Annotated in this window: 23 protein-coding genes; 9 read left to right on the top strand and 14 right to left on the bottom strand. The window is 73.1% G+C overall.

What is annotated here, in order from left to right; translation table 11 throughout:
* The first annotated feature begins 31 nt into the window (after positions 1-31).
* From ABT137_RS18925 to ABT137_RS18915, 3 genes are all read left to right on the top strand, one after another.
* A complete protein-coding gene (locus ABT137_RS18925) occupies positions 32-892 on the top strand; it encodes an ABC transporter ATP-binding protein (RefSeq protein ID WP_351710142.1) in 861 nt (286 codons plus the stop codon).
* Positions 889-1,770 carry an ABC transporter permease gene (locus ABT137_RS18920; RefSeq protein ID WP_351710139.1) on the top strand — a complete coding sequence of 294 codons (882 nt, stop codon included), beginning with the start codon at positions 889-891 and terminating at the stop codon, positions 1,768-1,770. The genes ABT137_RS18925 and ABT137_RS18920 overlap by 4 nt, the downstream gene beginning before the upstream one ends.
* 62 nt (positions 1,771-1,832) lie before the next feature.
* Positions 1,833-2,927 carry an ABC transporter substrate-binding protein gene (locus tag ABT137_RS18915; protein WP_351710136.1) on the top strand — a complete coding sequence of 365 codons (1,095 nt, stop codon included), beginning with the start codon at positions 1,833-1,835 and terminating at the stop codon, positions 2,925-2,927.
* 59 nt (positions 2,928-2,986) lie between these two features.
* On the opposite strand, the gene ABT137_RS18910 is transcribed toward ABT137_RS18915, so the two are convergent.
* Positions 2,987-4,309 carry a HAMP domain-containing sensor histidine kinase gene (locus ABT137_RS18910; protein ID WP_351710133.1) on the bottom strand — a complete coding sequence of 441 codons (1,323 nt, stop codon included), beginning with the start codon at positions 4,307-4,309 and terminating at the stop codon, positions 2,987-2,989.
* A 153-nt stretch (positions 4,310-4,462) separates the two neighbouring features.
* Between ABT137_RS18910 and ABT137_RS18905 the strand changes: the two genes are divergently transcribed.
* The 5 genes from ABT137_RS18905 to ABT137_RS18885 all read left to right on the top strand — a co-directional run bounded on the left by ABT137_RS18905 (position 4,463) and on the right by ABT137_RS18885 (position 10,011).
* Positions 4,463-5,098: a hypothetical protein gene (locus ABT137_RS18905; RefSeq protein WP_351710130.1), complete on the top strand. Its 636-nt coding sequence runs from the start codon at positions 4,463-4,465 to the stop codon at positions 5,096-5,098.
* A gap of 7 nt (positions 5,099-5,105) precedes the next feature.
* Positions 5,106-5,840, top strand: a complete 735-nt coding sequence (locus ABT137_RS18900) for an ABC transporter ATP-binding protein (protein ID WP_351710127.1) — start codon at positions 5,106-5,108, stop codon at positions 5,838-5,840.
* Positions 5,827-6,489 carry an ABC transporter ATP-binding protein gene (locus ABT137_RS18895; protein WP_351710124.1) on the top strand — a complete coding sequence of 221 codons (663 nt, stop codon included), beginning with the start codon at positions 5,827-5,829 and terminating at the stop codon, positions 6,487-6,489. Before ABT137_RS18900 ends, ABT137_RS18895 begins: the two co-directional genes overlap by 14 nt.
* A 67-nt stretch (positions 6,490-6,556) precedes the next feature.
* Positions 6,557-9,208, top strand: a complete 2,652-nt coding sequence (locus ABT137_RS18890; RefSeq protein ID WP_351710121.1) for an FtsX-like permease family protein — start codon at positions 6,557-6,559, stop codon at positions 9,206-9,208.
* 56 nt (positions 9,209-9,264) lie between these two features.
* Positions 9,265-10,011, top strand: a complete 747-nt coding sequence (locus ABT137_RS18885) for a response regulator transcription factor (RefSeq protein WP_351710118.1) — start codon at positions 9,265-9,267, stop codon at positions 10,009-10,011.
* A 62-nt stretch (positions 10,012-10,073) separates the two neighbouring features.
* Here the strand turns inward: ABT137_RS18885 and ABT137_RS18880 are convergent, their stop codons facing one another.
* The 8 genes from ABT137_RS18880 to ABT137_RS18845 form a co-directional block, all read right to left on the bottom strand.
* Entirely contained in the window at positions 10,074-11,012 is a 939-nt protein-coding gene (locus tag ABT137_RS18880; protein WP_502984537.1) for a lysylphosphatidylglycerol synthase transmembrane domain-containing protein, read from the bottom strand.
* Between the two features lie 5 nt (positions 11,013-11,017).
* Complete coding sequence (locus tag ABT137_RS18875) at positions 11,018-12,514, bottom strand: hypothetical protein (protein WP_351710115.1); 1,497 nt, start codon at positions 12,512-12,514, stop codon at positions 11,018-11,020.
* Positions 12,515-12,658: 144 nt separating this feature from the next.
* Positions 12,659-13,327, bottom strand: coding sequence for a response regulator (locus ABT137_RS18870; RefSeq protein ID WP_351710112.1), 669 nt, complete (start codon positions 13,325-13,327; stop codon positions 12,659-12,661).
* A complete protein-coding gene (locus ABT137_RS18865) occupies positions 13,324-14,631 on the bottom strand; it encodes a sensor histidine kinase (RefSeq protein ID WP_351710546.1) in 1,308 nt (435 codons plus the stop codon). Before ABT137_RS18865 ends, ABT137_RS18870 begins: the two co-directional genes overlap by 4 nt.
* A 28-nt stretch (positions 14,632-14,659) precedes the next feature.
* Complete coding sequence (locus tag ABT137_RS18860; RefSeq protein WP_351710109.1) at positions 14,660-15,499, bottom strand: ABC transporter permease; 840 nt, start codon at positions 15,497-15,499, stop codon at positions 14,660-14,662.
* Positions 15,496-16,443 carry an ABC transporter ATP-binding protein gene (locus ABT137_RS18855; RefSeq protein WP_351710106.1) on the bottom strand — a complete coding sequence of 316 codons (948 nt, stop codon included), beginning with the start codon at positions 16,441-16,443 and terminating at the stop codon, positions 15,496-15,498. The genes ABT137_RS18860 and ABT137_RS18855 overlap by 4 nt, the downstream gene beginning before the upstream one ends.
* 162 nt (positions 16,444-16,605) lie before the next feature.
* Positions 16,606-16,791 (bottom strand): hypothetical protein, encoded by a 186-nt coding sequence (locus ABT137_RS18850; protein WP_351710103.1) that lies wholly within the window; start codon positions 16,789-16,791, stop codon positions 16,606-16,608.
* Between the two features lie 29 nt (positions 16,792-16,820).
* On the bottom strand, positions 16,821-17,387 hold the full coding sequence (locus ABT137_RS18845) for a YbhB/YbcL family Raf kinase inhibitor-like protein (RefSeq protein WP_351710100.1): 567 nt from the start codon (positions 17,385-17,387) through the stop codon (positions 16,821-16,823).
* Between the two features lie 68 nt (positions 17,388-17,455).
* On the opposite strand from ABT137_RS18845, the gene ABT137_RS18840 reads away from it, so the two are divergent.
* Positions 17,456-17,914, top strand: a complete 459-nt coding sequence (locus tag ABT137_RS18840) for a MarR family winged helix-turn-helix transcriptional regulator (protein ID WP_351710097.1) — start codon at positions 17,456-17,458, stop codon at positions 17,912-17,914.
* A gap of 197 nt (positions 17,915-18,111) precedes the next feature.
* On the opposite strand, the gene ABT137_RS18835 is transcribed toward ABT137_RS18840, so the two are convergent.
* Genes ABT137_RS18835 through ABT137_RS18815 form a run of 5 tightly spaced genes read right to left on the bottom strand, consistent with a single transcriptional unit; the run spans position 18,112 to position 24,431 of the window.
* Entirely contained in the window at positions 18,112-18,753 is a 642-nt protein-coding gene (locus ABT137_RS18835; protein ID WP_351710094.1) for a TetR/AcrR family transcriptional regulator, read from the bottom strand.
* Positions 18,750-20,783: a CocE/NonD family hydrolase gene (locus ABT137_RS18830; protein WP_351710091.1), complete on the bottom strand. Its 2,034-nt coding sequence runs from the start codon at positions 20,781-20,783 to the stop codon at positions 18,750-18,752. The genes ABT137_RS18835 and ABT137_RS18830 overlap by 4 nt, the downstream gene beginning before the upstream one ends.
* Positions 20,780-22,579 (bottom strand): dipeptide ABC transporter ATP-binding protein, encoded by a 1,800-nt coding sequence (locus ABT137_RS18825; protein ID WP_351710088.1) that lies wholly within the window; start codon positions 22,577-22,579, stop codon positions 20,780-20,782. The genes ABT137_RS18830 and ABT137_RS18825 overlap by 4 nt, the downstream gene beginning before the upstream one ends.
* Positions 22,579-23,478 (bottom strand): ABC transporter permease, encoded by a 900-nt coding sequence (locus ABT137_RS18820; protein ID WP_351710085.1) that lies wholly within the window; start codon positions 23,476-23,478, stop codon positions 22,579-22,581. The genes ABT137_RS18825 and ABT137_RS18820 overlap by 1 nt, the downstream gene beginning before the upstream one ends.
* Positions 23,475-24,431 (bottom strand): ABC transporter permease, encoded by a 957-nt coding sequence (locus tag ABT137_RS18815; RefSeq protein ID WP_351710082.1) that lies wholly within the window; start codon positions 24,429-24,431, stop codon positions 23,475-23,477. Before ABT137_RS18815 ends, ABT137_RS18820 begins: the two co-directional genes overlap by 4 nt.
* Between the last annotated feature and the right edge of the window lies 1 nt (position 24,432).

The raw sequence follows: 24,432 nt of genomic DNA, 5'->3' as shown, positions 1-24,432 counted from the left end.
ACCCCCGAGGTTAGGAAGGAGACGGCCTCAGATGGCTTCGCGAAACGATTCCGCGGTCAGTCCGGTCGCCGAGAAGACCGGCCAGGACAACGCGCGAGTCGAAATCTCCGGGCTCACCAAACGTTTTCTGACTCCTGCCGGTGAGGTGTTCACGGCACTGCAGGACGTTTCGTTCACCGTGGAGCCCGGTCAGTTCTGCGCGGTGGTGGGCCCGACCGGCTGCGGCAAGTCCACGACGCTGAGCATGGTGTCCGGGCTCGACCGGCCCAGCGAGGGCTCGGTCAGGGTCGGCGGCCGTGAGGTGGACGGCGTCACCGACGGCGTCAGCTTCATGTTCCAGGCCGACGCGCTGCTGCCGTGGAAGACCGTGCTCGGCAACGTCCTCATGGGCCCCGTCTTCCGCGGGGTGCCCAAGCAGCAGGCCCAGATCTCGGCGCGCGACTGGCTGCGCCGGGTGGGCCTCACGGGATTCGAGGACCGCTATCCGCACCAGCTCTCCGGCGGTATGCGCAAGCGCGTGGCGATGGCCGCGGCGCTGATCAACGAACCCCGGATCCTGATCATGGACGAGCCGTTCGGCGCCCTGGACGTGCAGACCAAGGCGATCATGTCCACCGAACTGCTCGGCCTGTGGGAGCAGATCCGGCCTTCGGTCATCTTCATCACCCATGACCTCGACGAGGCGGTGGCGCTCGCCGACCGGGTCGTCGTCATGACGTCCAGCCCCGGGTCGGTCAAGGCGGTCTTCGACATCGACCTGCCGCGCCCGCGCGGCTCGGTCCAGGAGATCCGCTTCCAGCCCCGCTTCATCGAACTTCAGCACCGGATCTGGGACTCGCTGCGCGAGGAGGTGGAGCGCGCCTACGCACGCACCGCAGGAGGTACGGCATGAGCACGACGTCCGCTGTTTCCCCCGCTCCTCTCAAGGGCGGCGCACCGCTCTCGGCCGGGGCGGCCGCCAAGCGCGCCCGCCGGCGCCGCGTCGCCCTGGTGTGGGCGGGCCGCATCGGTCTCGCGGTCCTCGTCCTCGGTGGCTGGCAGGCGTTCACCACCTGGGGGATCGTCGACCCGTTCTTCTTCGGGCAACCATCCGGAATCGCCAGGCGGCTGGCCGACCTCTTCCAGCACGGCACCGAGTTCGGGTCCTTCTACGCGAACATCTGGACGACGATCCAGGAGGCACTGGTCGGCTTCGTCCTCGGGGCCGTCGCCGGCGTGGTCTTCGGTGTCGCGCTGGGCCAGAGCCGCTTCCTCGCGGACGTCCTCGGCCCCTACATCAAGATGGTCAACGCGATCCCGCGGATCGTCCTCGGCTCGATCTTCATCGTCGCGTTCGGCATCGGCGTGCTGCCGAAGATCCTGCTCGCCGCGGTGCTGGTGTTCTTCATCGTCTTCTTCAACGCCTTCCAGGGCGTGCGCGAGGTCGACCGCAACATCCTCGCCAACGCCAGGGTGCTCGGCGCCTCACAGCTGCAGATCATCCGGCACGTCACCGTGCCCTCCGCGCTCACGTGGATCATCGCCAGCCTGCACAGCGCCTTCGGCTTCGCCATCGTCGGCGCGCTGGTCGGGGAGGTGCTCGGCGCGCAGAGCGGCCTGGGCCTGGTCATCAAGACCGCGCAGAACAACTTCGACCCCAACGGCGTGTTCGCGACGATGCTCGTCATCTCGGTCATCGTGCTGGGCGCCGAGTGGGTGATCGGCAAGCTCGAACGCCGGCTGCTGTCCTGGCGCCCGCCGGCCCCGTCCGAGGCGTCGAACGCACTCTGACCCGCCCTCTCCCCCTCCCTCGCTCTTCCCTGTTCGACCCCAGAAAAGGAATGTGGCCAGCCATGTCCAGACGACCCGCCACCATCGCCGCGTCGCTCCTCGCCGTTCTCGTCCTCGGCGCGGTCAGCGCTTGTTCCGGCAACTCCGGCAGCACCACCGCGAGCAGCGGCTCCGGCGGCACACCGACCGTCAAGCTCATGGTCGGCGGTATCGACAAGCAGATCTACCTGCCTTACCAGCTCGCCCAGAACCTCGGCTTCTACAAGAAGTACGGCGTCGACGTACAGCTCAGCACGGAGCAGGACGGCGGTGTCGGCGCGGAGGAGGCCATGGCCTCCGGGCAGGTGGACATGGCGGGTGCCTGGTACAACCACACGATCGAGTTCCAGGCCAAGGGCAAGGCGGTGGAGGACGTCGTCCAGCTCTCCGGCGCGCCGGGCGAGCGGGAGATGTGCACCAAGAAGTCGGGCGTCGCCTCGGGCGCCGACTTCAAGGGCAAGACCCTGGGCGTGACCGACCTGGGCTCGGGCACCGACACGCTCACCCAGTTCCTGGCCGCCAAGAAGGGCGTCAAGACGAGTCAGTTTCACCGGATCGGGGTCGGCGCGGGCTCCACGGCCATCGCCGCCCTGCAGAACGGCAAGGTCGACTGCGTGATGACGACGCAGCCGACGGTCGCCGCGATCCAGAAAAAGGGTGTCGGCACCTCCGCGATCGACCTGGCCACCACGCAGGGCGCCACGGCGGCGATGGGCGGTGCCTACCCCGCGGCCGGCGTGCTCGCCCGCACCGACTGGGTGGACGCGCACAAAGACACGGTGCAGAAGGTCGTCGACGCGCTGGTCGCCACCATGCACTGGATCAACACGCACAGCGCGGCCGACATCGCGAACAAGCTGCCGGCGTCGTTCGTGTCGAACCAGCTGGTGACCAAGGCCGACTACATCACCGCCCTGACCGAGGACAAGGGACAGTTCCTCCCGGACGGCATCATGCCGGCCGGAGGCCCGAAGACCTCCCTGGCGACGGAGCAGCTGGTCGGCAACGTGAAGGGGGCGGTGGATCTCAGCAAGACGTTCACCAACACGTTCGCCCTCCAGGCCGACAAGACGGAGGGCTTCAAGACCACCACGACACCGGCAGGACCGACCGGCTGATCCCCACCGGACACGGGGCCGCTCAGGTTGACATCCACCCGAGCGGCCCCGCGGCATGCTCACCCCACCGTCCCCACCCCCTGCGTCTCGTCCTGGTCGACGGGAACGAGCAGGGTGAACGTTGCCGGGTGCCGGCCGGTCAGGGAGAGCCGGCCGCCGAGCGAGACGGCCAGGTCACGGGCGAGGGCCAGGCCGATGCCCGTTCCGTGCCCGTCCCCGGTGCGGCCGCGGTCGAAGAGCCGGGACGGCTCGCCCGTCACGGCGCCCTCGTCGCTCACGTCGAAGGCGAGGGCGTCTTCGAGGTCCCGCACCGCCACGCGGACCGTGCCGCGCCCGTGCACGCGGGCGTTGTCCAGCAGGATGCCCAGCACTTCCGACACGGACGCGCCCGGAACACGGACGTCGGCCGGTGCGTCCTGGCCGGCGCACTCCAGGCGTCTGCCGTCCTGGGCGAAGAGGCCGTGCCACCGCTCCTCCGTCTCCCGCAGCAGCTGTCGTACGGCGACCGTCCCGGAGGCGGGGCGAGCCGTCTCTCCGGAGCGGGACAGGCGCAGCACCTCCTCCACCGTGCGGTGCAGGCGTTGCGTGGTGGCCAGCGCCTCGGTCAGCACGGGCCGCAACCGGGCGTCGTCGTCCTGGGCGAGGCCCGCCTCCAGGGCGAGTTGCAGGCCGGTGAGCGGGGTGCGCAGCTGGTGGGAGGCGTTGGCGGTGAAGTCGCGTTCGTGGCGCAGGAGTTCGGAGAGACTGTGCAGCATCTCGTTGTGCGTGCGGGCGACCTGGTCGATCTCGGCGACGCTGCTCGGGGCGGCCCGTGCGGTCAGGTCGCCCTCGGTCACCGCCCGGCAGTGGCGGGAGAGGTCCTCCAGCGGCGCGGCCAGCGCCCGGGCCTGCCGGCGGGCGACGAGGACGGCGACGGCCAGCGCGAGAGCGGCCACTCCGAGCAGCAGCGTCCAGGCCGCGAAGACCCGGTTGCGTACGGCGGCTGCGGGAGTTGAGGCCCGTACGACGCCGATCACCTTCTCGGCGTGCGAGACGGGCACGGCCACCACCAGGTCGGCGCCCGCCCGGCCCCGTACCGCCGCACCGCCCAGGGACTGCCGGACCGGGGTGTCGCCGGGCCGTGGGCCGCTGCCCGCGCGCAGTCGCAGCTGGGGGTCGTACAGGCCAAGCCGCCCGCCGGCCGGGGGCGCGGGCAGTTCCACCGGGTCGCCGGTCACGAAGTCCGGGCTCACGCGTACGGCCGCGGCCAGGGCCGACCGTTCCAGGGTGTCGCGCTGGTCGGCGTACAGGGACGACCTGATCGCCAGGGCCAGCGGGACGGCGAGGAGGACGACGGCGACCAGAGCGGCGGTCAGGGCGACTCGCACCACGCGCTGTCTCATGCCCTCATCATGCGCGCCGCTCACCTGCGCGGATGCGCCGCGCCACACGCTTTTGCCGTCGTCTAACCCTCGGCGGGCGGGGCGTTAACCGGCCGCTTCCTAGCGTCGGTGCCATGACCGTCCGGTCCGAGGCTCCTCTGGAGGGCATTGGCCATGGCAGCACACACAAGGACGTACGCGGTCGTCGGGCTGACCCTCGTGGCGGCGGTGACGGCCGGCTGTTCCGGTTCCGGGTCGCACGCCGGCTCCGGTGGCCCCGCGTCCGGTCCGACCACCGTCAGCGGACAGAACAAGCCCGCACCCACCGAGTCCAACCCGCCCGGCGACATCCCCGACAACCAGGTGTACGTCTCCTACCGGCCTGCCGGCGGCTCCTTCACCGGCTTCACCCTGAAGGTGCCCGAGGGCTGGGCCCGCACCAGCCAGGGCGGCACGACCGCGTTCACCGACAAGCTCAACACCGTGACGATCACCGCGGTTTCCGTCTCCGCCGCGCCCACGGCCGGCTCGGTCACCAACGCGGTCGTACCCCAACTCCGCACCCAGGTGCCGAAGTTCTCCTCACCCAAGGTGAGCGAGGTGACCCGGCACGCCGGCCGTGCGGTCCTGCTGACCTATCAGGGCGACTCGGCGAAGGACCCGGTCACCGGCAAGGTGGTGCGGGACGCCTTCGAGCGGTACGCGTTCCACCGCGCGGGGCACGAGGTGGACCTGACCCTGTCGGGGCCGGTCAAGGCCGACAACGTCGACCCGTGGCGGATCGTCAGCGACTCCTTCGGCTGGCGGTGAGCGCACCATGCCCGACGGCACACACCTGAACGGCGTCACCGACGATGTCCTCACGGCCCGCGAGCTGTACCGCTTCTACCGGGCCGGGGAGGAGGAGACACTCGCGCTGCGCGGGGTGTCCCTGAGGGTGCGGCGCGGCGAGACGGTCGCGGTCGTGGGCCCGTCCGGGGCCGGCAAGTCGACCCTGCTGGCGTGCCTGGCCGGACTCGACGAGCCCTCCGGCGGCGAGGTCCACGTCGACGGCGTACGGATCAGCCACCGCCCCGAGACCGAGCGGGCCCGGTTGCGGGCCCGGCACATCGGCGTCCTGCTGCAGAACCGCAACCTGCTGCCGCACCTGAGCGTGCGGGACAACGTGCGCCTGCCGCAGCGGGCGCGGGGCCGCCGGGCCCCCGTCCCGGCCGGGGAACTGCTGGCCCGGGTGGGGCTGGCCGACCGGGCGCATGCCCTGCCGCGCCAGCTGTCCGGCGGAGAGCTGGCCCGGGCCGGGCTCGCCGTCGCGCTGGCCAACGCGCCCGCCGTCCTGCTCGCCGACGAACCGACCGGTGAACTGGACGGCGAGACCGAGCAGCTGGTCCTGTCGATGCTGCGGGAGCGGGCCGCGGAGGGGTGCGCGGTGCTGATCGTCACGCACAGCCGGGAAGCCGTCCGCATCGCGGACCGGGTGATCACCCTGACGGACGGGAAGGCCACCGACGCCCGGCGGCAGGACCGCGAGGAGGCGCACGATGCCGTCGGATGAGATGCTCGTCGGCTGCGCGGAGGCGGCCCTGACCTTCGGCCGGGGCCCGCAGGCGGTCGTTGCCGTGCACGGCGCAGACCTGGAGATCCGGGCCGGGGACCGGCTCGCGGTCGTCGGCCCCTCGGGATCGGGCAAGAGCTCGCTGCTGCACCTGCTCGCCGGGCTCGAACAGCCCACCCGTGGCACCGTCACCCGGGCCGCTTCGCTCGGGCCGTACGACATCGGCCTGGTGTTCCAGGGCGACAGCCTGATCCCCGCCCTGGACGTGGCGGAGAACACCGCTCTGCCCCTGGTCCTCGCCGATCGTCCGGAGGGCGAGGCGCGACGGTGCGCGCTCGCGGCACTCGCCCTGGTGGACGCCGCCGACCTGGCCGACCGGTTCCCCGAGGAGATCTCCGGCGGCCAGGCCCAGCGGGTGGCCGCCGCCCGGGTCCTGGCCCAGGCGCCACGCCTGATCCTGGCCGACGAACCCACCGGCCGCCTCGACCACGCCACCGGCGCCCGCGTCCTGGACGCCCTGCTGACGGCCGCCGACCACACCGGCGCGGCACTCGTCGTCACGACCCACGACCCGGCCGTCGCCGCCCGGCTCACCGTGCGCCGCAGCATGCGCGACGGACGGCTGCTCGCACCCGAGGAAGTCCTGTGACCACCGCCCGGGCGCAGGGACCGCACCGGAACCGCACCGGAAACCCGCCGACCTCCGAGGAGATGCCATGATCGCCACTTGGGCCCGCGGGCTGGCCCGCCACCGCACCGGACGGCTCCTGGCCGCGCTGACCGGCATCGCGCTCGCGGTCGCCCTGGTCGCCGCGCTCGGCTCCTTCCTCACCGCGTCGAAGGCGACCATGACCCAGCGCGCCGTGCGCTCGGTCGCCGTGGACTGGCAGGTCCAGGTGCAGCCCGGCGCCGACCCGCACACGGTCCTGTCCCTGGTGACCGGGACCCCGGGCATCCGCGCCGCCCTGCCCGTCGGCTTCGCGCACACCAGCGGCTTCACCGCCCGCGTGCGGGGAAGCACCCAGACCACCGGCCCCGGCATGGCGCTCGGCCTGCCCGACGGCTACCGCGCCCGCTTCCCCGACGCCGTCCGCACGCTCTCCGGCGCGTCCACCGGTGTCCTGCTGGCCCAGCAGACCGCCGCCAACCTGCACGCGGCCCCCGGCGACACCATCGGCATCCAGCTGCCCGGTGCCGGTCTGCGGCAGGTGAAGGTGGACGGTGTGGTCGACCTGCCCCAGGCCGACTCCCTCTTCCAGACCGTCGGCGCCCCCAGCCAGTCCCAGCCGACCGCGCCCCCGGACAACGTCGTCCTGCTGCCCGCCGCCCGCTTCAGCGCCCTCACCCGCGGCGCCACCGGTGTCACCACCCAGATCCACGCCGCCCGCGACACCGCACGGCTGCCCTCCGACCCGGCATCCGCGTACTCCGCCGTCACCGGCGCCGCCCACAACCTCGAAGCCCGCTCCGCGGGTACCGCCCTGGTCGGCAACAACGTCGGCGCTGCTCTCGACTCGGCCCGCCAGGACGCCCTGTACGCCCAGATCCTCTTCCTCTTCCTCGGTGTGCCGGGCGCGGTGCTGGCCGCCGCGCTGACGGCGGCGGTCGCCTCGGCCGGCGGCGAACGGCGCCGCCAGGAACAGGGGCTGCTGCGGCTGCGTGGCCTGCGACCCCGTCAGATCACCGCACTCGCCGGTCTGGAGGCGACCCTGATCGGCCTGGCAGGCGGTCTGGCCGGGCTCGGCATCGCCGCCCTCACCGGCCGTCTCGCCTTCGGCACGGCCTCCTTCGGCGCGAGCGCGGCGACCTGGTCCCTCTGGTACGCCGTCGCCTTCGTCCTCGGAGCCGCGGTGGCCGCCGGCGCCGTCCTCGTCCCGGCCCTGCGGGACCTGCGCACGGTCACCGTGGCCGACACCCGCAGGCAGGAGGACGTACGACGCTCCCGATCGCCCTGGTGGATGCGGTACGGCCTGGACCTCGCCCTCCTGATCGGCTCCTGGCTCGTCTTCCGCGCCTCCTCCGGCAACCAGTACGCGCTCGTCCTCGCGCCCGAGGGCGTCCCCGGCATCTCCGTGTCGTACTGGGCCTTCCTCGGTCCCGCCCTGCTGTGGATCGGCGCGGCCCTGCTGCTGTGGCGCCTCACCCTGCTCGCCCTCACCCACGGCCGTCCTGCCCTGGTCCGGCTGGTCCGGCCGCTGACCGCGACCCTGGCCGGCACCACCGCCGCCGTCCTGGCCCGGCGCCGCCGCCCGTTCGCCCGGTCGGTGGTCCTGCTCGCGCTCGCCGTCTCCTTCGCGATCTCCACCGCCGTCTTCAACGCCACCTACCACCAGCAGGCCGAGGTCGACGCCCGGCTGACCAACGGCGCCGACGTCACCGTCACCGAGCCACCCGGCGCCCAGACCCCGCCCTCCGCCGGGGCCGCTCTGAAGATCTCCGGCGTACGGCACGTCGAACCCCTCCAGCACCGCTTCGCCTACGTCGGCTCCGACCTCCAGGACCTGTACGGCGTCCGGCCGGACAGCGTCGCCAGGGCCACCTCGCTCCAGGACGCCTACTTCGCGGGCGGCACCGCCGACCAGCTGATGCGCCGCCTCGCCCAGCGCCCGGACAACCTCCTCGTCAGCGTCGAGACCGTTAACGACTTCCAGCTCTCCCCCGGCGACACCGTCAACCTGCGCATCCAGGACGCGCGCACCAAGTCCCTGCGCACGGTCCCCTTCCACTACGCCGGCATCGCCAAGGAGTTCCCCACCGCCCCCAAGGACAGCTTCTTCGTCGCCAACGCCTCCTACATCGCCAAGGCCACCGGCGACGACTCGGCCGGCGCCTTCCTCCTCGACACCGGTGGCACGAACCAGCGGCAGATCGCCGACCGGCTGCGCGGGCAGCTCGGTACCCGGGCCATCGTGACCGACCTCACCCAGACCCGCGGCACCGTCGGCACCAGCCTGACCTCCGTCGACCTGGCCGGCCTCACCCGCATCGAGCTCGCCTTCGCCGTGCTGCTCGCCGCCGGGGCCGGTGGCCTGGTCCTCGGCCTCGGACTCGCCGAACGCCGCCGCACGTTCGCCGTCGCGACCGTCCTCGGCGCGCAGCCGCGGCACCTGCGCGGCATGGTCCTCTCCGAGGCCCTGTTGCTGGCCTTCGGCGGCCTGGCCGGAGGCGCCCTCATCGGCTGGGCCCTGTCGGAGATGCTGGTCAAGGTCCTGACCGGCGTCTTCGATCCGCCACCCGCGGCCCTGTCGGTCCCCGGTGCCTACCTGGCGCTCACCGGGGCGGCCGCCGTCGCCGCCGTCCTGGCCGCGGCCCTCAACGGCATCCGCGGCAGCCACCGCCCCGCCGTGGAGGAGCTCCGCGACCTGTGAACACGGCGTGCACCGACGACGAGCCCCTCGCCCCAGGGGCTCCTAGGCTGTCGACCATGCGCACGCCTGCCGCACCTGACCGCAGCCGACTGCGCGTCCTCGTCGTCGAGGACGACGACACCATCGGCCGCCACCTGGAAACCGGCCTGCGCGGCCACGACTACGCGCCGACGTGGTGCCGCACCGGAGCGGGCGCACTCGTGGAGGCCGGGCGGGCACCGTACGAGGTACTGCTGCTGGACCTGGGGCTGCCGGACATGGACGGCCTGGACGTCGCCCGGCAGCTGCGCGCCCGCCTCCCCGACCTGCTGATCGTCGTCCTGACGGCACGGACCGACGACATCGACGTCATCGCCGGGCTGGACGCGGGAGCCGACGACTACCTGGTCAAGCCGTTCAGCATGACCGTGCTGCTCGCCCGGCTACGGGCTCACCTCAGGCGGCACGCGGTGGCCGTGCCGGCCCGGGGGCCGGTGCGGCTGGGCGATCTGGTCGTCGACGTGACGTCCCGGCGCTGCGTCCTGCTCGGTGTCGAGGTCCCGCTGCGGGCCAAGGAGTTCGACCTGCTCGCCGTGCTGGCCGGGCGGGTCGGCGAGGCGGTCTCCCGCGAGACGCTGATGGCCGAGGTGTGGGACGAGAACTGGTTCGGCTCCACCAAGACCCTCGACGTGACGTTGGCGGGCCTGCGCCGCAGACTGACCGACGCGGCACAGGCGGGCGGGCGGCAGGCCCGGCTGCCCCGGATCACCACGTTGCGGGGGCACGGGTACCGGCTGGAACGGCAACCGGATCCGCCGGACTGACGCGCTGCCGGTGGGCCGGGGCAGTGGCCTGACGACCAGGGGGGGCAGGGCGTCGAGTCGGTTCACAAGACCGAGCGGCGGGCCAGCAGCGCCAGGACCAGCAGCCCGGGGACCATCGGCAGCCACCCGGTCAGCAGACGGTAGCCGAGGACCGCCGAGACCGCCGCCGGTCCCGGCGCGCCGGCCGCCGTGAGGGCGAGGGCCAGCGCGGCGTCCAGCGACCCCAGTCCGCCGGGCGTGGGCAGCAGCGCCGCCGCGCCGCTGGCGACCAGGTAGGCCATGACCACACGGCTCGCGGGGAGGCCGAGGCCGATCGCATGGACCACGGCGACGATCACCCCGGCATGCAGCAGAGCGAACGCGACCGACCCGCCCCACAGCGCACCGGCCCGGGCCGGGCTCCGGTGCACGTCCCGGACGTCGGCGAGGGCCCGGCCCACCATTCGCCTGAGGCGCCCGCTGATCGCGACCGCCAGGACGACGGCTCCGGCCGCGACCGGCAGCAGGACCAGGACATGCGGGACCCGCGCGGAGAGACCGACCGTGCCGGGGGAGGTGACCAGCAGGGCCACTCCCAGCGCGCACCGGACAACGCCGCCGACGGCCGCCTTCACCGCCAGCGCCGTCGCCGAGCGCCGGGTGGACAGCCCGCACCGCGTCAGGAAGCGCAGGTTGACCACCGCCGCTCCGGCCCCCGCCGGAAGAAGGTGGTTGGCCGCGCCGGCCGCGAACTGCGCCGCCACCAGCCGCCCCTTGGGCAGCCGTTCGACCACGGCCCCCTGCTGCGCCACGGCCGCGCACACCCAGGTGCCCACCGCGGCGAGGCAGGCGAGCACCAGCCACTCCCCGTCGGCGGCGGCCAGCCGGTCGGTGCCGCTGTCCAGCGTGGCCCGGTGCGCGGCGAGCATCCCGCCGACGGCGGTGAGCACCACCAGGGTGATGCCCAGCTGGACGTACAGGCGCCTGCCCACGGTGATCGGCGGGCTCTCGGCCTCGGCCACGGCGGTCACCTCCCTTGCCGTGCGCCGGGTGCCAGGTACGCACGGAGAACGCCGACCCGCTCCTCGGGCCAGGCGCGCGCGTACGCGGGCGGGCGGCCGCGGGGCGGAGTCAGGACGGCGAAGGACGTGCGGTGGGCGGCGCGCGTCAGCTCGGCCACGGTGGTGCTGGCGTCGTGCCCCGCCGTCTGGGCGGAGCCGCAGCCGGTGGCGAAGGCGACGGGGACGGCGTCGTAGCCGCTGAGCAGGCACGGCGACCGCACACCGAGTTCGTGGAGGGCGGCGGCGGTGCGGGCCCAGTCGGCGCGGGAGGCGTCGGAGCTGTGCACGGTGTGCTCCAGGACGACGTACTGCACGGCCACGTGGCCTGCCAGGCCGACCGCCACCAGGCCGGCGGCCAGGGTGCGCCCGGCCCGGTGGGCCGGGGCGGTGACCAGGTGGACGAGGCCGTGGGCGACGGGGAGGGCGAGCAGGGCGTAGGCGGGCAGCAGGAAGCGGGGAGCCGCGTAGCCGATGAGGAACAGGTAGGGGACCGCGGCCGTGACGGCGCAGGCACCCGGGAGCAGGGCGGGCAGCGCGCGCCGGGCACGCACCGCGACCACCGCGCCGAGGACGGCGAGGAGCGGCAGCGCGAACCACCACAGGGTCACCACCGGGCTGGGGGCCGATCCGGTGCAGGGCCGGCACAGGGTGCGCCCGCCCAGGCTGCGCAACTGGTCGACCACGGCGAGGTGCCAGCCGAGGCCGCCCTGAATGGCGGAGGCGGCGGACAGGCGCCGCGCGAGGCCCCCGTAACTCGTGTACGCCTCGATCACCCACTCGCCGGCACCCGCCACCAGCCCCGCGACCAGCACGGCGAGCAGACGAGGGCGGCGCGGGCTGCGCAGGGCGAGAGCGAGCAGGGGCAGGACGACGTAGACCGCGTCCATCGGGCGCATCCACGCCATCAGCGCCGCGCCCGCGAACACCCCCCACCAGGCCGCCCGGTCCCGGGCGTTCGCGCGGGCCCGCAGGAAGCAGCCGACGCAGGCCAGGGCGCCGATGGCGACCCAGTAGTTGGGCATGGCCTGGGGGCCGTAGAAGAGCGTCACCCACAACGAGGCGAACAGGGCGCCGGCCAGGGCCAGGACGCCGGGCCCGAAGTGGCCTCGCCAGACGCGCAGGGCGAGGTAGAGGGCAAGGCCGGAGAGGACGGCCAGGTAGATCCGGAGCAGGACGGTGGAGTCGGACCACGAGGCGATCGGGGCGGCGAGGAGCGAGATGCCGCGGGAGCGGGGCGCGCTGAAGTAGGCGGCGGGAACGTGACCGCTGACCTGGCTGACGTAGACGGTCTCGTCCCAGCCGAGACCGAGATCCGGCCGTACGAGGACGAGCTGGGCGAGCGTGAAGGCGGCCGCGACCGCCCCGAGCCGGGGCTCGCCCCGCGAACGCCGGGGCCGGACCGCCTGCGCGGGGAGGCCGGTGCGAGGGACGCCGGTCGTCGTGGCGTTCGTTCCCTCGGGCATCTGGCACCTCTCGTCGTCGCACGCCACGGAACCGGCCGCGGAGCCGGATCCTCCTACAGCGCGTAGGAGGACATCCCACCCTACGGCTTGTAGGGTTAGAGGCGGGTGAGAAGACGTCCGTTCCCTTCAGCCCGCCGATTTCCGTCAGCCGGCCCCGGGGCGGGCGATGCCCTGGTCATAGGCGAAGATCACGGCCTGGACGCGGTCACGGGCGCCGATCTTGGCCAGGACGCGGCCGACATGCGTCTTCACGGTGGACTCGGCCACGACGAAGCGGGCGGCGATCTCGCCGTTGGTCCAGCCCTTGCCGATGGCGACGAGGATCTCGCGCTCGCGTTCGGTGAGGGCGGCCAGGCGGGGGTCCTCGCCCGGGTCCCCCCTTCTGGTGGGCACGTGGCGGGCGTACTCGTCGAGGATGCGGCGGGTGAGGGCCGGCGCGATCACCGCGTCGCCCCCGGCGACCGCGCGGATCCCGGCGAGAAGTTCCTCGGGGCGCGCGTCCTTGAGGAGGAAGCCGCTGGCTCCGGCCCGCAGGGCGGCATGCACGTACTCGTCGACGTCGAAGGTGGTCAGCACCAGGACCCGGGAACGCCCCCCGGCCTCGGCGATCCGGCGGGTCGCCTCGATGCCGTCCATGCCGGGCATCCGTACGTCCATCAGCACCACGTCGGGACGGAGTTCGGCGGTCCTGCGGACGGCCTCGGAGCCGTTCGCGGCCTCGCCGACCACCTCCGTCTCGGGCATGGAGTCGAGCAGCACCCGGAAGCCGTAGCGCTGCAGCTGCTGGTCGTCGACGACGAGGACCGTGGTCACCGGGTGCCTCCCCGAGGTGTGAGGTCGAGGGCGGCCTCCACGGCCCATCCCCCGTCGGCCGCGGGTCCGGCGCTCACGGTCCCTCCGTACAGCGCCGCTCGTTCGCGCATGCCCACCAGTCCGTGTCCCTCCTCGTTCCATGGTCCGGGGTGTCCGGCCGGCCCGTTGTCGCGGATCCGGACGACGAGCCGTTCGTCCCCGACGACGACCGACAGCTTCACCTGGGTGCCGGCGCCCGCGTGCTTCAGGGTGTTCGTCAGGGCTTCCTGGACGATGCGGTAGACCGTCAGCTGCATCCCGCGGTCCAGGGCGTCCACCTCGCCGACGGTCCGGTAGACGATCTCCAGACCGGCGGTGCGGACGCCGTCGCACAGCGTCTCGATGTCGGCGAGGCCGGGCTGGGGGCTGAGCTCGGGTGCCTGGCGGGCGCCGTCCGACGCCTCGCGCAGGACGCCGAGCACCCGGCGCAGCTCGCCGAGGGCCGTCCGGCCGGTGTCGCCGATGAGCTGCAGGGCCTCCTTGCCGCGTTCGGGAGCGGTGTCGGTGGCGTACGCGCCGGCGTCGGCAAGGGTGATGATGACGGACAGGTTGTGGCCGACGATGTCGTGCATCTCACGGGCCACCCGGGCGCGTTCCGTGGCGGTCGCGAGTCTGATGCGCTGGTCGCGTTCCGTCTCCAGCCGCGCCGCCCGCTCCCGCAGCCCCGCTAGCTGTGCCCGCCGGGTCCGCACCATCAGGCCGACGGCCAGGGCCGCGGTCGCCGTGCTCAGCAGGAAGAACAGGGCGTCCCAGACGGACACGGCCGGCGAGACCCGCACCGCGACCAGCACCATCCCCGCCGCCATGACCGCGCAGGCCCACGGCAGCCGGCGCAACCGCCCGTGCAGGGCCAGGCTGTACAGCGCGACGAACAGGGCTACGTCCGCGCGCAGCACGGCATCCAGCGACCACTGCAGGACGAAGACCGCCGCGATGGCGACGAAGGCCGCCATGGGCCGGCGCCGCCGCCACAGCAGCGGCAGCACCAGACCGGCCTGCAGGGCCAGCACGGCCGCCAGCGGGAGCTCGGTGAAGGCGAACTGGAACCTGTGCCGGTCGTCCCCGTCGCCGTCCCCGTACCCCGAGCCGCCGTGGTGCAGCAGGTCCGGCAGGCAGAACATGAGGAAGACCAGCGCCGCCACCGCGGTGTCCAGCACCCACGGATGGGCGCGGTCCGCGAGCCGCAGCCGCTGGCCGACCCGGGCGAGCCGGGCGGCCAGCGGTCCCGTCGCCCCGAAGTCGGCGGCGGAGGTGGTCGTCGTCAAAGTGGTCACCTGCCCATGGTGCAGGCCGTCAGACGTCGCTGCGCACCAGCCGGTACGCGGCACCCGCCAGCGCGAGCACCGTCCAGCCGAGGAAGACCAGCAGCCCGGCGCCCGGCGACAGGGTCGTGGAGTCGTGCGTCAGGGCGAACATCGACTCGCCCGCGTTGGACGGCAGGTACGGGCTGATGTTGTCCTGCCAGGAGCTCGGCAGCAGGGAGATCAGTCCCGGGACCAGCATCAGGGAGGCGACCAGTACCGAGATGCCGCCGGCCACCGACCGCAGCAGGGCGCCCAGCGCGGTGCCGATGACGCCGACCAGGCCGAGATAGAGCCCCGCGCCCAGCAGGCTCCGCACGACACCCGCGTGCGAGAGGCCCATGGCCGCGGGCGTGCCCGACACGATCTGGCTCCCGAAGAGGAACGCGACGAACGCACCCAGCGTTCCCACCACCAGCGCGACCAGCCCGAACACCGCCGCCTTGGACCACAGCACGGGCAGCCGGCGCGGCACGGCCGTGAGCGTGGAGCGGATCATTCCGGTGGAGTACTCCCCCGCCGTGACCAGCACGCCGAGCACGCCGAGGGCGAGCTGGGCGAAGTTGGTGCCGAAGAGGGACAGGCTCACGGCCGTCGCGGTGGCGAAGTCACGGTCCTGGTGCCCGGAGCCGATGCCGGACTTGTAGTGGTTCGCGGCGATCAGACCGAAGGCGACGAGGAAGAGCAGGCCCAGCCCCAGGGTGATCCAGGTCGAGCGCAGCGACCACAGCTTGGCCCACTCCGAGGCGAGCACGCGCCGGCCGGTGACCCGGTAGGCGGGGCGGGCGGGGGCGGCCGGGGACGCCTCGACGGGCGCGGTGAGGGTGCTCATGCCGCACTCCCCTCGGTCACCCGGGTCTCGATGCCGGCCGTCGTGCCGTGGTACTCCACGGCATCCCTGGTCAGGTTCATGAACGCCTCCTCCAACGACACCGTCCGCGCGGTCAGTTCGAACAGCGCGATCCCCTGCTCGGCCGCCTTCAGGCCGATCTCGCGGGCACTCAGCCCGGTCACCTGAAGCTCCTCGGAGCCGGCCCGGCCGGTGATGTCGACGCCGGGACCGGCCAGTGCCTCCCGCAGCCGGGCCGGCTCCTGGGTGGCCACCTGCACCGTGTCGCCGCCCGCCTCCCGGACGAGGTCGGCCACGGTGGTGTCGGCCAGCAGCCGCCCGCGCCCCACGATGATCAGATGGTCCGCGACCAGGGCCATCTCGCTCATCAGGTGCGACGACACGAACACGGTCCGGCCCTCCTCGGCGAGGGCCTTCAGCAGGTTGCGGATCCAGAGCACGCCCTCCGGGTCCAGCCCGTTGACCGGCTCGTCCAGCATCACCGTCTGCGGATCGCCCAGCAGCGCCGCCGCGATACCGAGCCGCTGCCCCATGCCGAGGGAGAACGCACCGGCCCGCTTCTTCGCCACGCTGCCGAGGCCGGCCAGTTCGATCACCTCGTCGACCCGGCGGCGCGGAATGCCGTGGGTCAGCGCGAGCGCCAGCAGGTGGTTGTAGGCCGAGCGGCCCGGGTGGATCGACTTCGCCTCCAGCAGCGCCCCCACCTCCTGGAGCGGTGCCTGGTGGCCGGCGTAGCGCTGTCCGTTGACCGTCACCGACCCACTGGTCGGGGCGTCGAGCCCGACGATCATGCGCATGGTCGTGGACTTCCCCGCGCCGTTGGGCCCCAGGAAGCCGGTCACCGTGCCCGGCTGCACGGCGAAGTCCAGCCCGTCGACGGCCGTCTTCTCGCCGTATCTCTTGGTCAGCTGCTGTGCGTCGATCATGCGCGTCTCTTCCTGTGGGAACCGGCGCCCGTCTGTCGCCCCTGACGCCTCACCGGCAACGCTAGGAGGCGAATCGCCCCGATTCGGTGGTACCGGAGACTGATCCGCGCCCGACGGGTAGTACCGCGGTACTACGTGCCGCTACGCCCTCGGTCTGGCCGTTCAGACCCGTTCGTGCCGGCCGCGCTCTTCGCGCTCCGGTACGCCAGTGAGCGGACCCGCTCCGTCCACACCGTCCGTGCTCTCATCGATCGCCGCACCGGCCACGGCGACGCCGAGCGTGGACCGCTGTCCCGCCGTGACGAACCCCGAGCCGGCCTCCGCCACCAGCAGTTCCGGCCGAAGCACGGCCGGAGCGGAACACAGGCGCCGATGCGTCAGCGGTTCTCGTAGGTCCCGTCCAGCCGGGCCCGTCCGAGGACATGGCCCGTGACGGTGGCGACCAACTGGTTCAGGGTGAAGCCGGCTGCCAGTTCGGTGGGCCGGTCGACGGCGAACAGCTGGAAGACGTAGGCGTGGGGTCCGTGCGACCGGATCGGCATGGGTCCGGTGTAGCCCAGGCGACCGAGGGGGCCCTTGCCGTGCCGGATGCCGGGGACCGGACTGGGGTTGGCCAGGGCGTTGTCCGCGATGCCGCCCAGGGCGGGGTCGATGCCCAGCGCGAGTGCGTGAATGGCCGGCTTGCCGAAGGGGACGTCGGGGTCCTGCACGATGAGCACGAGCTCGGCGGTGCCCTGCGGCGGCTCCGTCCAGCCAAGGGCCGGGGAGATATTTGCGCCGAACGCCCGGCCGCGGTACGCGCTCGGCATCGGCATGCCGTGGTCGAAGGCGGGGCTGGTCAGGGTGAAGTTTTCCGGAGCCTGCAGGGCATCGTCGGCCCAGGCGAGGGTGTGCTGGCCGGCACGCCGGTTGCGCAGTGCGATGCCGAGGGGGTTCGCGGGCATGGTTCGACTCTCCTGACCCTCGCTGTGTTTAGGTACCCGAAAGATATGCTTAGGTATATTAAGAAGTCATGGAGAACCACGCAACCGCCGGACAGCCCGCAGCCGGGGCCGAGGACGACGACCTCGGCGCCCAGGTGCGCTCCGCCGTCGGGCGTCTGTACCGTCGCTTCCGCAGTGAACGCCCGGAAGGCGGCCTCGGCGACGTGGCACTGGAGGTCCTCACGTACCTGCACAAGAACGGACCTCAGACGCTGACCGGCCTCAGCGAGCAAGGCCGCGTCTCCCCTGCCTCAATGAGCCAGACGGTCAACCGCCTGACCTCCGCCGGCTACGCCGTACGCTCACCGGACCCGCGCGACGGCCGCAAGGTGGTCTTCAGTGCCACCGAAGAGGGCCACCGCCTGGGAAATGCCACGCGGATGCAGCGGAACGCCTGGCTCGACGAACAGCTCGGGGCCCTCACCGCCGAGGATCGCGCGGTGATCGCCCGCGCCGCCGAACTGTTCAGCCGCATCGCCGACGCCTGAACCTGCCGCGGCGGGAGACGCCGGCACGCCGTCCGGCGGAGGGCCCCTCGGTAGCCCGAAGGGTGTCCACGCCGACGGGGAATCCAGGAGACCCCGTTGCCGCAGCTGTATGTGTCCGCGCAGACGGAGTTCAGCCTGCCACGACCACTACCGCGGCTGGGGATTCGAGGTCGGTGATCATCGACGCTTCGTCATGTTCAGGGCCGTCGACGGAGTTCCGTCTCGACGAAGTGGTTCATGTGGCGGCGGGCGTCCTCAGTGGTGAGCGGCGGGGCCTGGCGCAGCCGCTGCAGTGCCAGGCCGTCGGCGAGTGCGGCGAAACGGACCGTGAAGCCGTCCAGGTCGTCGCAGCTGAAATCGCCGTCGGCGACCCCTCGTTCGGCCAGCGTGCGGATCTGCTGGTGCCAGCTCTCGTAGCGCCGGTCCTGGCCGCGGGCGAACGCCTGGTCGGGGTGGTGCTCGCCCGCGTTCCAGTACTCGAACCACATCCGCCAGTGCCGGTCGGTGTCCTCGGTGAACAGCGCGTCGACGAGCAGCCGCAGCCCCTCGGCACCGCTGGTCGCCCGGTCCGCGGCCTCGTTGAGGGCCGCGTAGTACCGCTCGATCTGCAGCACCATCGCCTCGGAGAGGATCTCCTGGACGCTGCCGAAGTGGTAGGTGACCGTGCCGACGGACACCCCGGCCGCGGCCGCGACGTCCCGCACGCCGACCGAGGCGTAGCCCCGCTCGGCGATCAGCGGCACCGCGGCCTCGACGATGAGGCGGCGGCGCACCTCGGTGGGCTGCCGGGTGCGGTCGGCGGCGGCGACGGCTCGGCGCGGGCTCCGCTCGGCCTTCATCCCGACGTCCTCGGGGTGGTGCGGTGCCATGCGCGCTTGGCCACTGTCTCTCCGTTCGCCCGTGCTTCGAGGTGACTGTCCATCACGAACTCCGAGTGCGTGGCCCGCAGTTCGGTCCGCGCGACGATCTCCGCGTCCCATGGCCGGCCCGCTTCCTGCTCACCTGCTTCGCCGCGGGTCAGGCGGATCGTCCACGCGGAGACGGCCGAGGCGGACAGCGGGTCGTCGCTGCGGACACGGTACGTCTCCCGGGCGTTCTCCTCGTAGCGCAGCCCGTCCGGGTAGGTGCGGGATCCGCCGTAGCGGGGGTCGACCTCCAGGGTCCACTCCCCCGCCGCGACGTCGTGGGTGACGAGCCGCTCGGGACGCGGCTCGCCCGGGACGTCGTACGTCACCGGGAGCGGTGGCGCCTGTTCGGGTTCCTCGAAGATGACCGGCGGCTCCTCGCCGGGAGCCCGGACGGGCAGCAGGAGGGTGCTGTGGGCGGGCAGCAGGGTCAGTTCCCCGCGTTCGCCGTGCGGCCACACCCACGGCCAGTAGGCGTCGGAGACGGCGAGGCGGATGCGGTGGCCGGGCGGGAAGGCGTACCCGATGGCGCTCAGCTCGAACTCGACGTCCTCGTACGTTCCCGGGCTCCACTCGACGGCCCTGTCCCGTCCGTGCCGGGCGAGCAGGTTCAGCAGGCCCCGGGTGACGAGGGTGGACGAGCCGTCGGGGGCCACGTCGCACAGGCGGGCGATGACGTGGGCGCGCGGGGTGGCGCTGTCCAGGCGCAGCCGGACCCGTGGGCGGCCGAGGATCTCCACACGCTCGGTCAGCGGGGCCGAGTCGAGGCACACCGACCGGCCGTCCTCCTCCCGCTGGTCGGGCGGCAGGTCGCTCGCGTTGCCGAAGGGGAAGAAGCGGCCCGCGTCGATGCCGGTGTGGAGCGGGGAACGGACCAGGACGGGGGGCGTGCCGTCCGGGCCCAGCGGGCGCTCCTGCCAGGTGACCCGCGGCGAGGGCCAGGCCGGGTCGCCGACCCAGCGGCCCGGCATGACGTCGTACGACGTGGCGGGCGGCACCGGGTCGTTGATCCACGCCCGCAGCAGCGGCTCCCGCATCACGCCGGTGTCGGCGCCCTTGAGGTGCTGGTCCCACCAGCGCAGGGTCTCCTGGAGGAAGCCGATGGCGGGGCCGGGGGGCAGTCCGCGGTCCGGGTACTGGTGCGACCACGGGCCGATCAGCCCCCGCACGCGGTCGTGCGGCAGGTGTTCGACCAGCCGCAGCACCGCGTCGCGGTACGGGTCGTGCCAGCCGCCGACCGCGAGCACCGCCGCGTCGATCGCGCCGTAGTCCTCGCACACGCTGCCGTGCCGCCAGTAGTCGTCCCGCTGCTGATGGTCCAGCCAGGTGTGCAGGAACGGTTCGAGGGCGTCGAGGCGTTCGCGCCACATCGGCAGCCAGCGGTCGGCGCCGACGTTCGCCGGGTCCGGCGGGCGGGCGGCGAAGGCGAGCATGGTGCCGGCCCAGGCGAGCATGTCGATGCCGAGGACGGCGCCGCCGGTGTAGTGCACGTCGTTGTCGTAGCGGTCGTCGGTGGAGCAGACCGTCACGATCGCCTTGAGGGGTTCGGGGGCGAGGGCGGCGATCTGCAGGGAGTTGAAGCCGCCCCAGGAGATCCCGAACATGCCGACCCTGCCCGTGCACCAGGGCTGCGCGGCCAGCCAGTTGACGACGTCCACGCCGTCCGCGAGTTCGGTCGCGTCGTACTCGTCGCCGGGGACGCCCTCGCTGTCGCCGTGACCGCGGATGTCGACGCGGACGGAGGCGTAGCCGTGGCCCGCGTACCAGGGGTGGCGCTGGGCGTCGCGGGGTGCGGTCCAGTCGCTCTTGCGGTACGGGAGGTATTCGAGCAGCGCCGGCACGGGGTCGTGCTCGGCATCGGCCGGCCGCCAGACGCGTGCGTGCAGCCGGGTCCGGCCGCCCTGGACGGGGATCCAGACGTCCTCGCGCACGACCTGGCGTTCGAACCGCTCGCGGTACTTCACGAGACTCCTTCGCTGAGGGAGGTGACGGCAGTGTCGGCGGCTTCGGCGGTTTCTGCGAGGCGCCAGCGGCGTACGCGGTGACCGCCGCCTTGGTCGGTCCACAGGTCGTCCGGCTGCGCCGCGTCGGCCCAGTCGGCCACCGCCTCCGCCAACGGGCGGGCATCGGGGTCGGGTTCCAGGGCCGCCGCCATCAGCTCACGGGTGTAGGGGTGTCCGGGGTCGGCGAAGACGGCCTCGGTCGGGCCCTCCTCCACCACCACGCCGTGGCGCAGGACGAGCACACGGTCGGCGATGCCCCGGACGACGGCCAGGTCGTGGCTGATGAACAGGCAGGCCAACTGCCGTTCCCTGCGCAGGTCGTCGAGGAGTCGCAGTACCTCGGCCTGCACCGAGACGTCCAGGGCGGTGGTGATCTCGTCGGCGATCAGCACGTCCGGCTCGCCGGCCAGCGCCCGTGCGATGCCGATGCGCTGGCGCTGGCCGCCGGAGAGCTGGGCGGGCAGCCGGTCGGCGAGCGCCGGGTCGAGCCGCACGTCCCGTACGAGGTCGAGGGCGCGGGCGTGGGCCGACCGGCGGTCGGGGGCGGTGCCGAAGAAGCGCAGGGGGCGGCGGATCGCGTCGCCGACCGTGCGGCGCGGGTTGAGCGAGGTGTCGGCGTTCTGGAACACCAGCTGCACCAGGCGCCGCAGTGCCGCGGGACGGCGGCGGGCGGGCCGGGCCAGATCGCCGGCGCCGTGGGTCATCGTGCCGCCCGAGGGGGCGCGCAGCCCGGCGAGGGACCAGGCGAGGGTGGACTTTCCGCTGCCCGACTCGCCCACCAGGGCGACGATCTCGCCGCGGCGGACGTCGAAGGTGACGCCGTGCACGGCGCGGGCCGACCCGTAGTCGACGGTGACGTCCTGCGCGGAGACGGCGACGGGGGCGTCCGCGTCCACCACGGCCCGCGCCCGCACCTCCCGCTCGCCGCTCTCCCCCACGAACGCGAGCCCGTCGTCCGTCAGCCGCGGCACGCTCGCCAACAGCCGCTTGGTGTAGGGCTGTTCGGCCCCGGCGAAGAGCGCCCGGGTGGGCGCCGACTCCACGACCCGGCCCGAACGCAGCACGCTCACCTCGTCGGCCATCCGGGCGACGACCCCGAGGTCGTGGCTCACCAGCACGGCGGCCAGGCCGAGTTCGTCACGCAGGGCGGCGACCAGGTCGAGGATGCCGCGCTGGGTGACGACGTCGAGGCCGGTCGTGGGCTCGTCGAGGACGAGGACCCTGGGGCGGGCGGCGAGGGCCATGGCGATGGCGACGCGCTGCTGCTGGCCGCCGGAGAGTTCGTGCGGGTAGCGGCGCGCGAGGTCGGCGGGGCGCGGCAGCCGGACCTGCTCCAGCAGGTCGAGCACCGGGACGTCGCTGCCGGCCTCGGCGATCTGCCGTCCGACGCGCATGGACGGAGTGAGCGCGTGGCCGGCGTTCTGCGCGACCATGGCCACGGTCCCGCCGCGCAACCGCCGCAACTCCCGTGCCGGCAGGGCGAAGACGTCGTGTCCCGCCACCCGCACGACCCCGCCGTCCAGGCGCGAGCCGTGCCGCAGGTGACCGAGCAGGGTGGCGGCGACGGTCGACTTGCCGCTGCCGGACTCACCGACGAGGGCGAGCGTGCGTCCCTGGGCGAGTTCGAAGGACACGTCGTGCACGACCGGCAGGTCGCGCCCGCCCGAACGGTAGGAGACGGAAAGGGAGTCGACGGAGACGACGGGGGTCGTCGAGGGCTCGCCCCGAGTCGGGGGAATCGGATGGGTCGAGGTCATCAGGAGCCCTCCCTGATCCGGTCCACGCCCCAGGCCTTGGACAGGCCGTCGGCCGCGAGGTTGAGCCCGACCACGAGCGTGGCCAGCGCGATGATCGGCGCGAGGCTCGCCATCGGGACGACGGTGATGGCGGTGCGGTTCTCGGCGACCATGAGCCCCCAGTCGGGGGTCGGCGGGTCGGCGCCGAAGCCGAGGAAGGACAGCGAGGAGATCAGCAGCACGACCCAGGAGGCCCGCATCGCGAACTCCACGCCGACCACGTCGGCGATGTTGGGCAGGACCTCCCGCCGCAGGATCGACCAGGTGCCCTCGCCGCGGGCGCGGGCCGCGGTGACGTAGTCGGCGGGCACGACGGCCAGCGCCGCACCGCGCACCACCCGGACGACCTGGGGCACGAACACGACGGCGACGGCGCAGACGATGACCGCGGAACCGGTGCCCAGCGCGGTCACGACGACGAGCAGCGCGAGGATGGACGGCACGGCGAGCACCGCGTCGAGCACCCGGCCCAGGACGTCGTCGAACCAGCCGCCGCGCAGGGCCGCCGCGCAGCCGATCACCGTGCCGAGGGCGACCGCCAGGACGGTGGCGACGACGGACACGCCGAGCGCGTACCGGCCGCCGTACAGCACCCGGGTCAGGACGTCCCGGCCGTACTGGTCGGTGCCCGCCCAGTGCTCCCAGCTCGGTCCGAGGAGTACGTGCGAGGGGTCGTTGGCGACGGGGTCGTACGAGGTGAGCAGTGGAGCGAGCAGGGCGAGCAGTACGTGGACGCCGACGACGGCGAGGCCGACGAGCGCGGTGCGCGAGGAGCGCAGGGTGCGCCAGGCCCGGGCGGTACGGGCCCGGACGTCCGCGGCCGCGGGTGCGGCGGGCGGGACGGTGTCGAGGGTGGTCATCGGGTCCTCCCGCGCGTACGGAGCTTGGGGTTGAGGGCCATGGCGCCGAGGTCGGCGGCGAGGTTGCAGACGACGTAGACGACGGCGCTGATCAGTGCGACGGCCTGGACCACGGGCAGGTCGCGGTTCTGCACGGAGGTGAGCATCAGCTTGCCGATGCCGGGGTAGTTGAAGACGTTCTCGACGACGGCGACGCCACCGACGAGCCAGGCCACGTTCAGTGCGATCACGTGCAGGGTGGGCAGCAGCGCGCTGGGCAGTGCGTGCCGGGTGACGACCCGCCAGGTGGACAGGCCCTTGAGCCGGGCGGTGGTGACGTACTCGCTCGCCATCACGTCGATGACCGACGTACGGGCCATGCGGACGATGTAGGCGGCCATGACGATGGCGAGGGCGAGTGCGGGCAGCCAGACGGCGGGCAGCAGCTGGCCGACGCTCGCGTCGGGGCCGTACAGGACGACGGCGGGGAACCACGGCAGCGCGACCGAGAAGCACAGCACCAGCACGGTGGCGACCACGAACTCGGGGACGCTCATGCCGACGAGGCTGACGGTGGAGATCAGGTGGTCGGCCCAGCGGTCGCGGTACAGGCCGGCGAGGATGCCCAGCACCAGTGACCCGGTCACCGCGAACGCGATGGTGACGACGGCGATGAGCGCGGAGTTGGCGAGGTACTGCGCCACCTCGCCGCCCACGGGTTTCCCGGAGACCAGGGAGGTGCCGAAGTCCCCGTGCAGGGCGCCCTTGATCCAGTCGAAGTAGCGTTCCCAGGCGGGCTGGTCGAGTCCCAGCTGCTTGCGCAGGGCGGCCACGGCGTCGGGCGTGGCGTCCTTGCCGAGGATCTGGGTGGCCACGTCGCCGGGCAGGGCCTGGAGGGCCAGGAAGACGAGCACGGACGACAGGAACAGGGTGCCGATGGCCGCCGCGACGCGGCGGGCGACGAACGCGAACATG

This window comes from Streptomyces sp. NPDC001980, from assembly GCF_040296885.1.
Lineage (GTDB): Bacteria > Actinomycetota > Actinomycetes > Streptomycetales > Streptomycetaceae > Streptomyces.
Note: the sequence above shows the minus strand (reverse complement) of the source record. Positions and strands in the feature narration are given on the sequence as shown.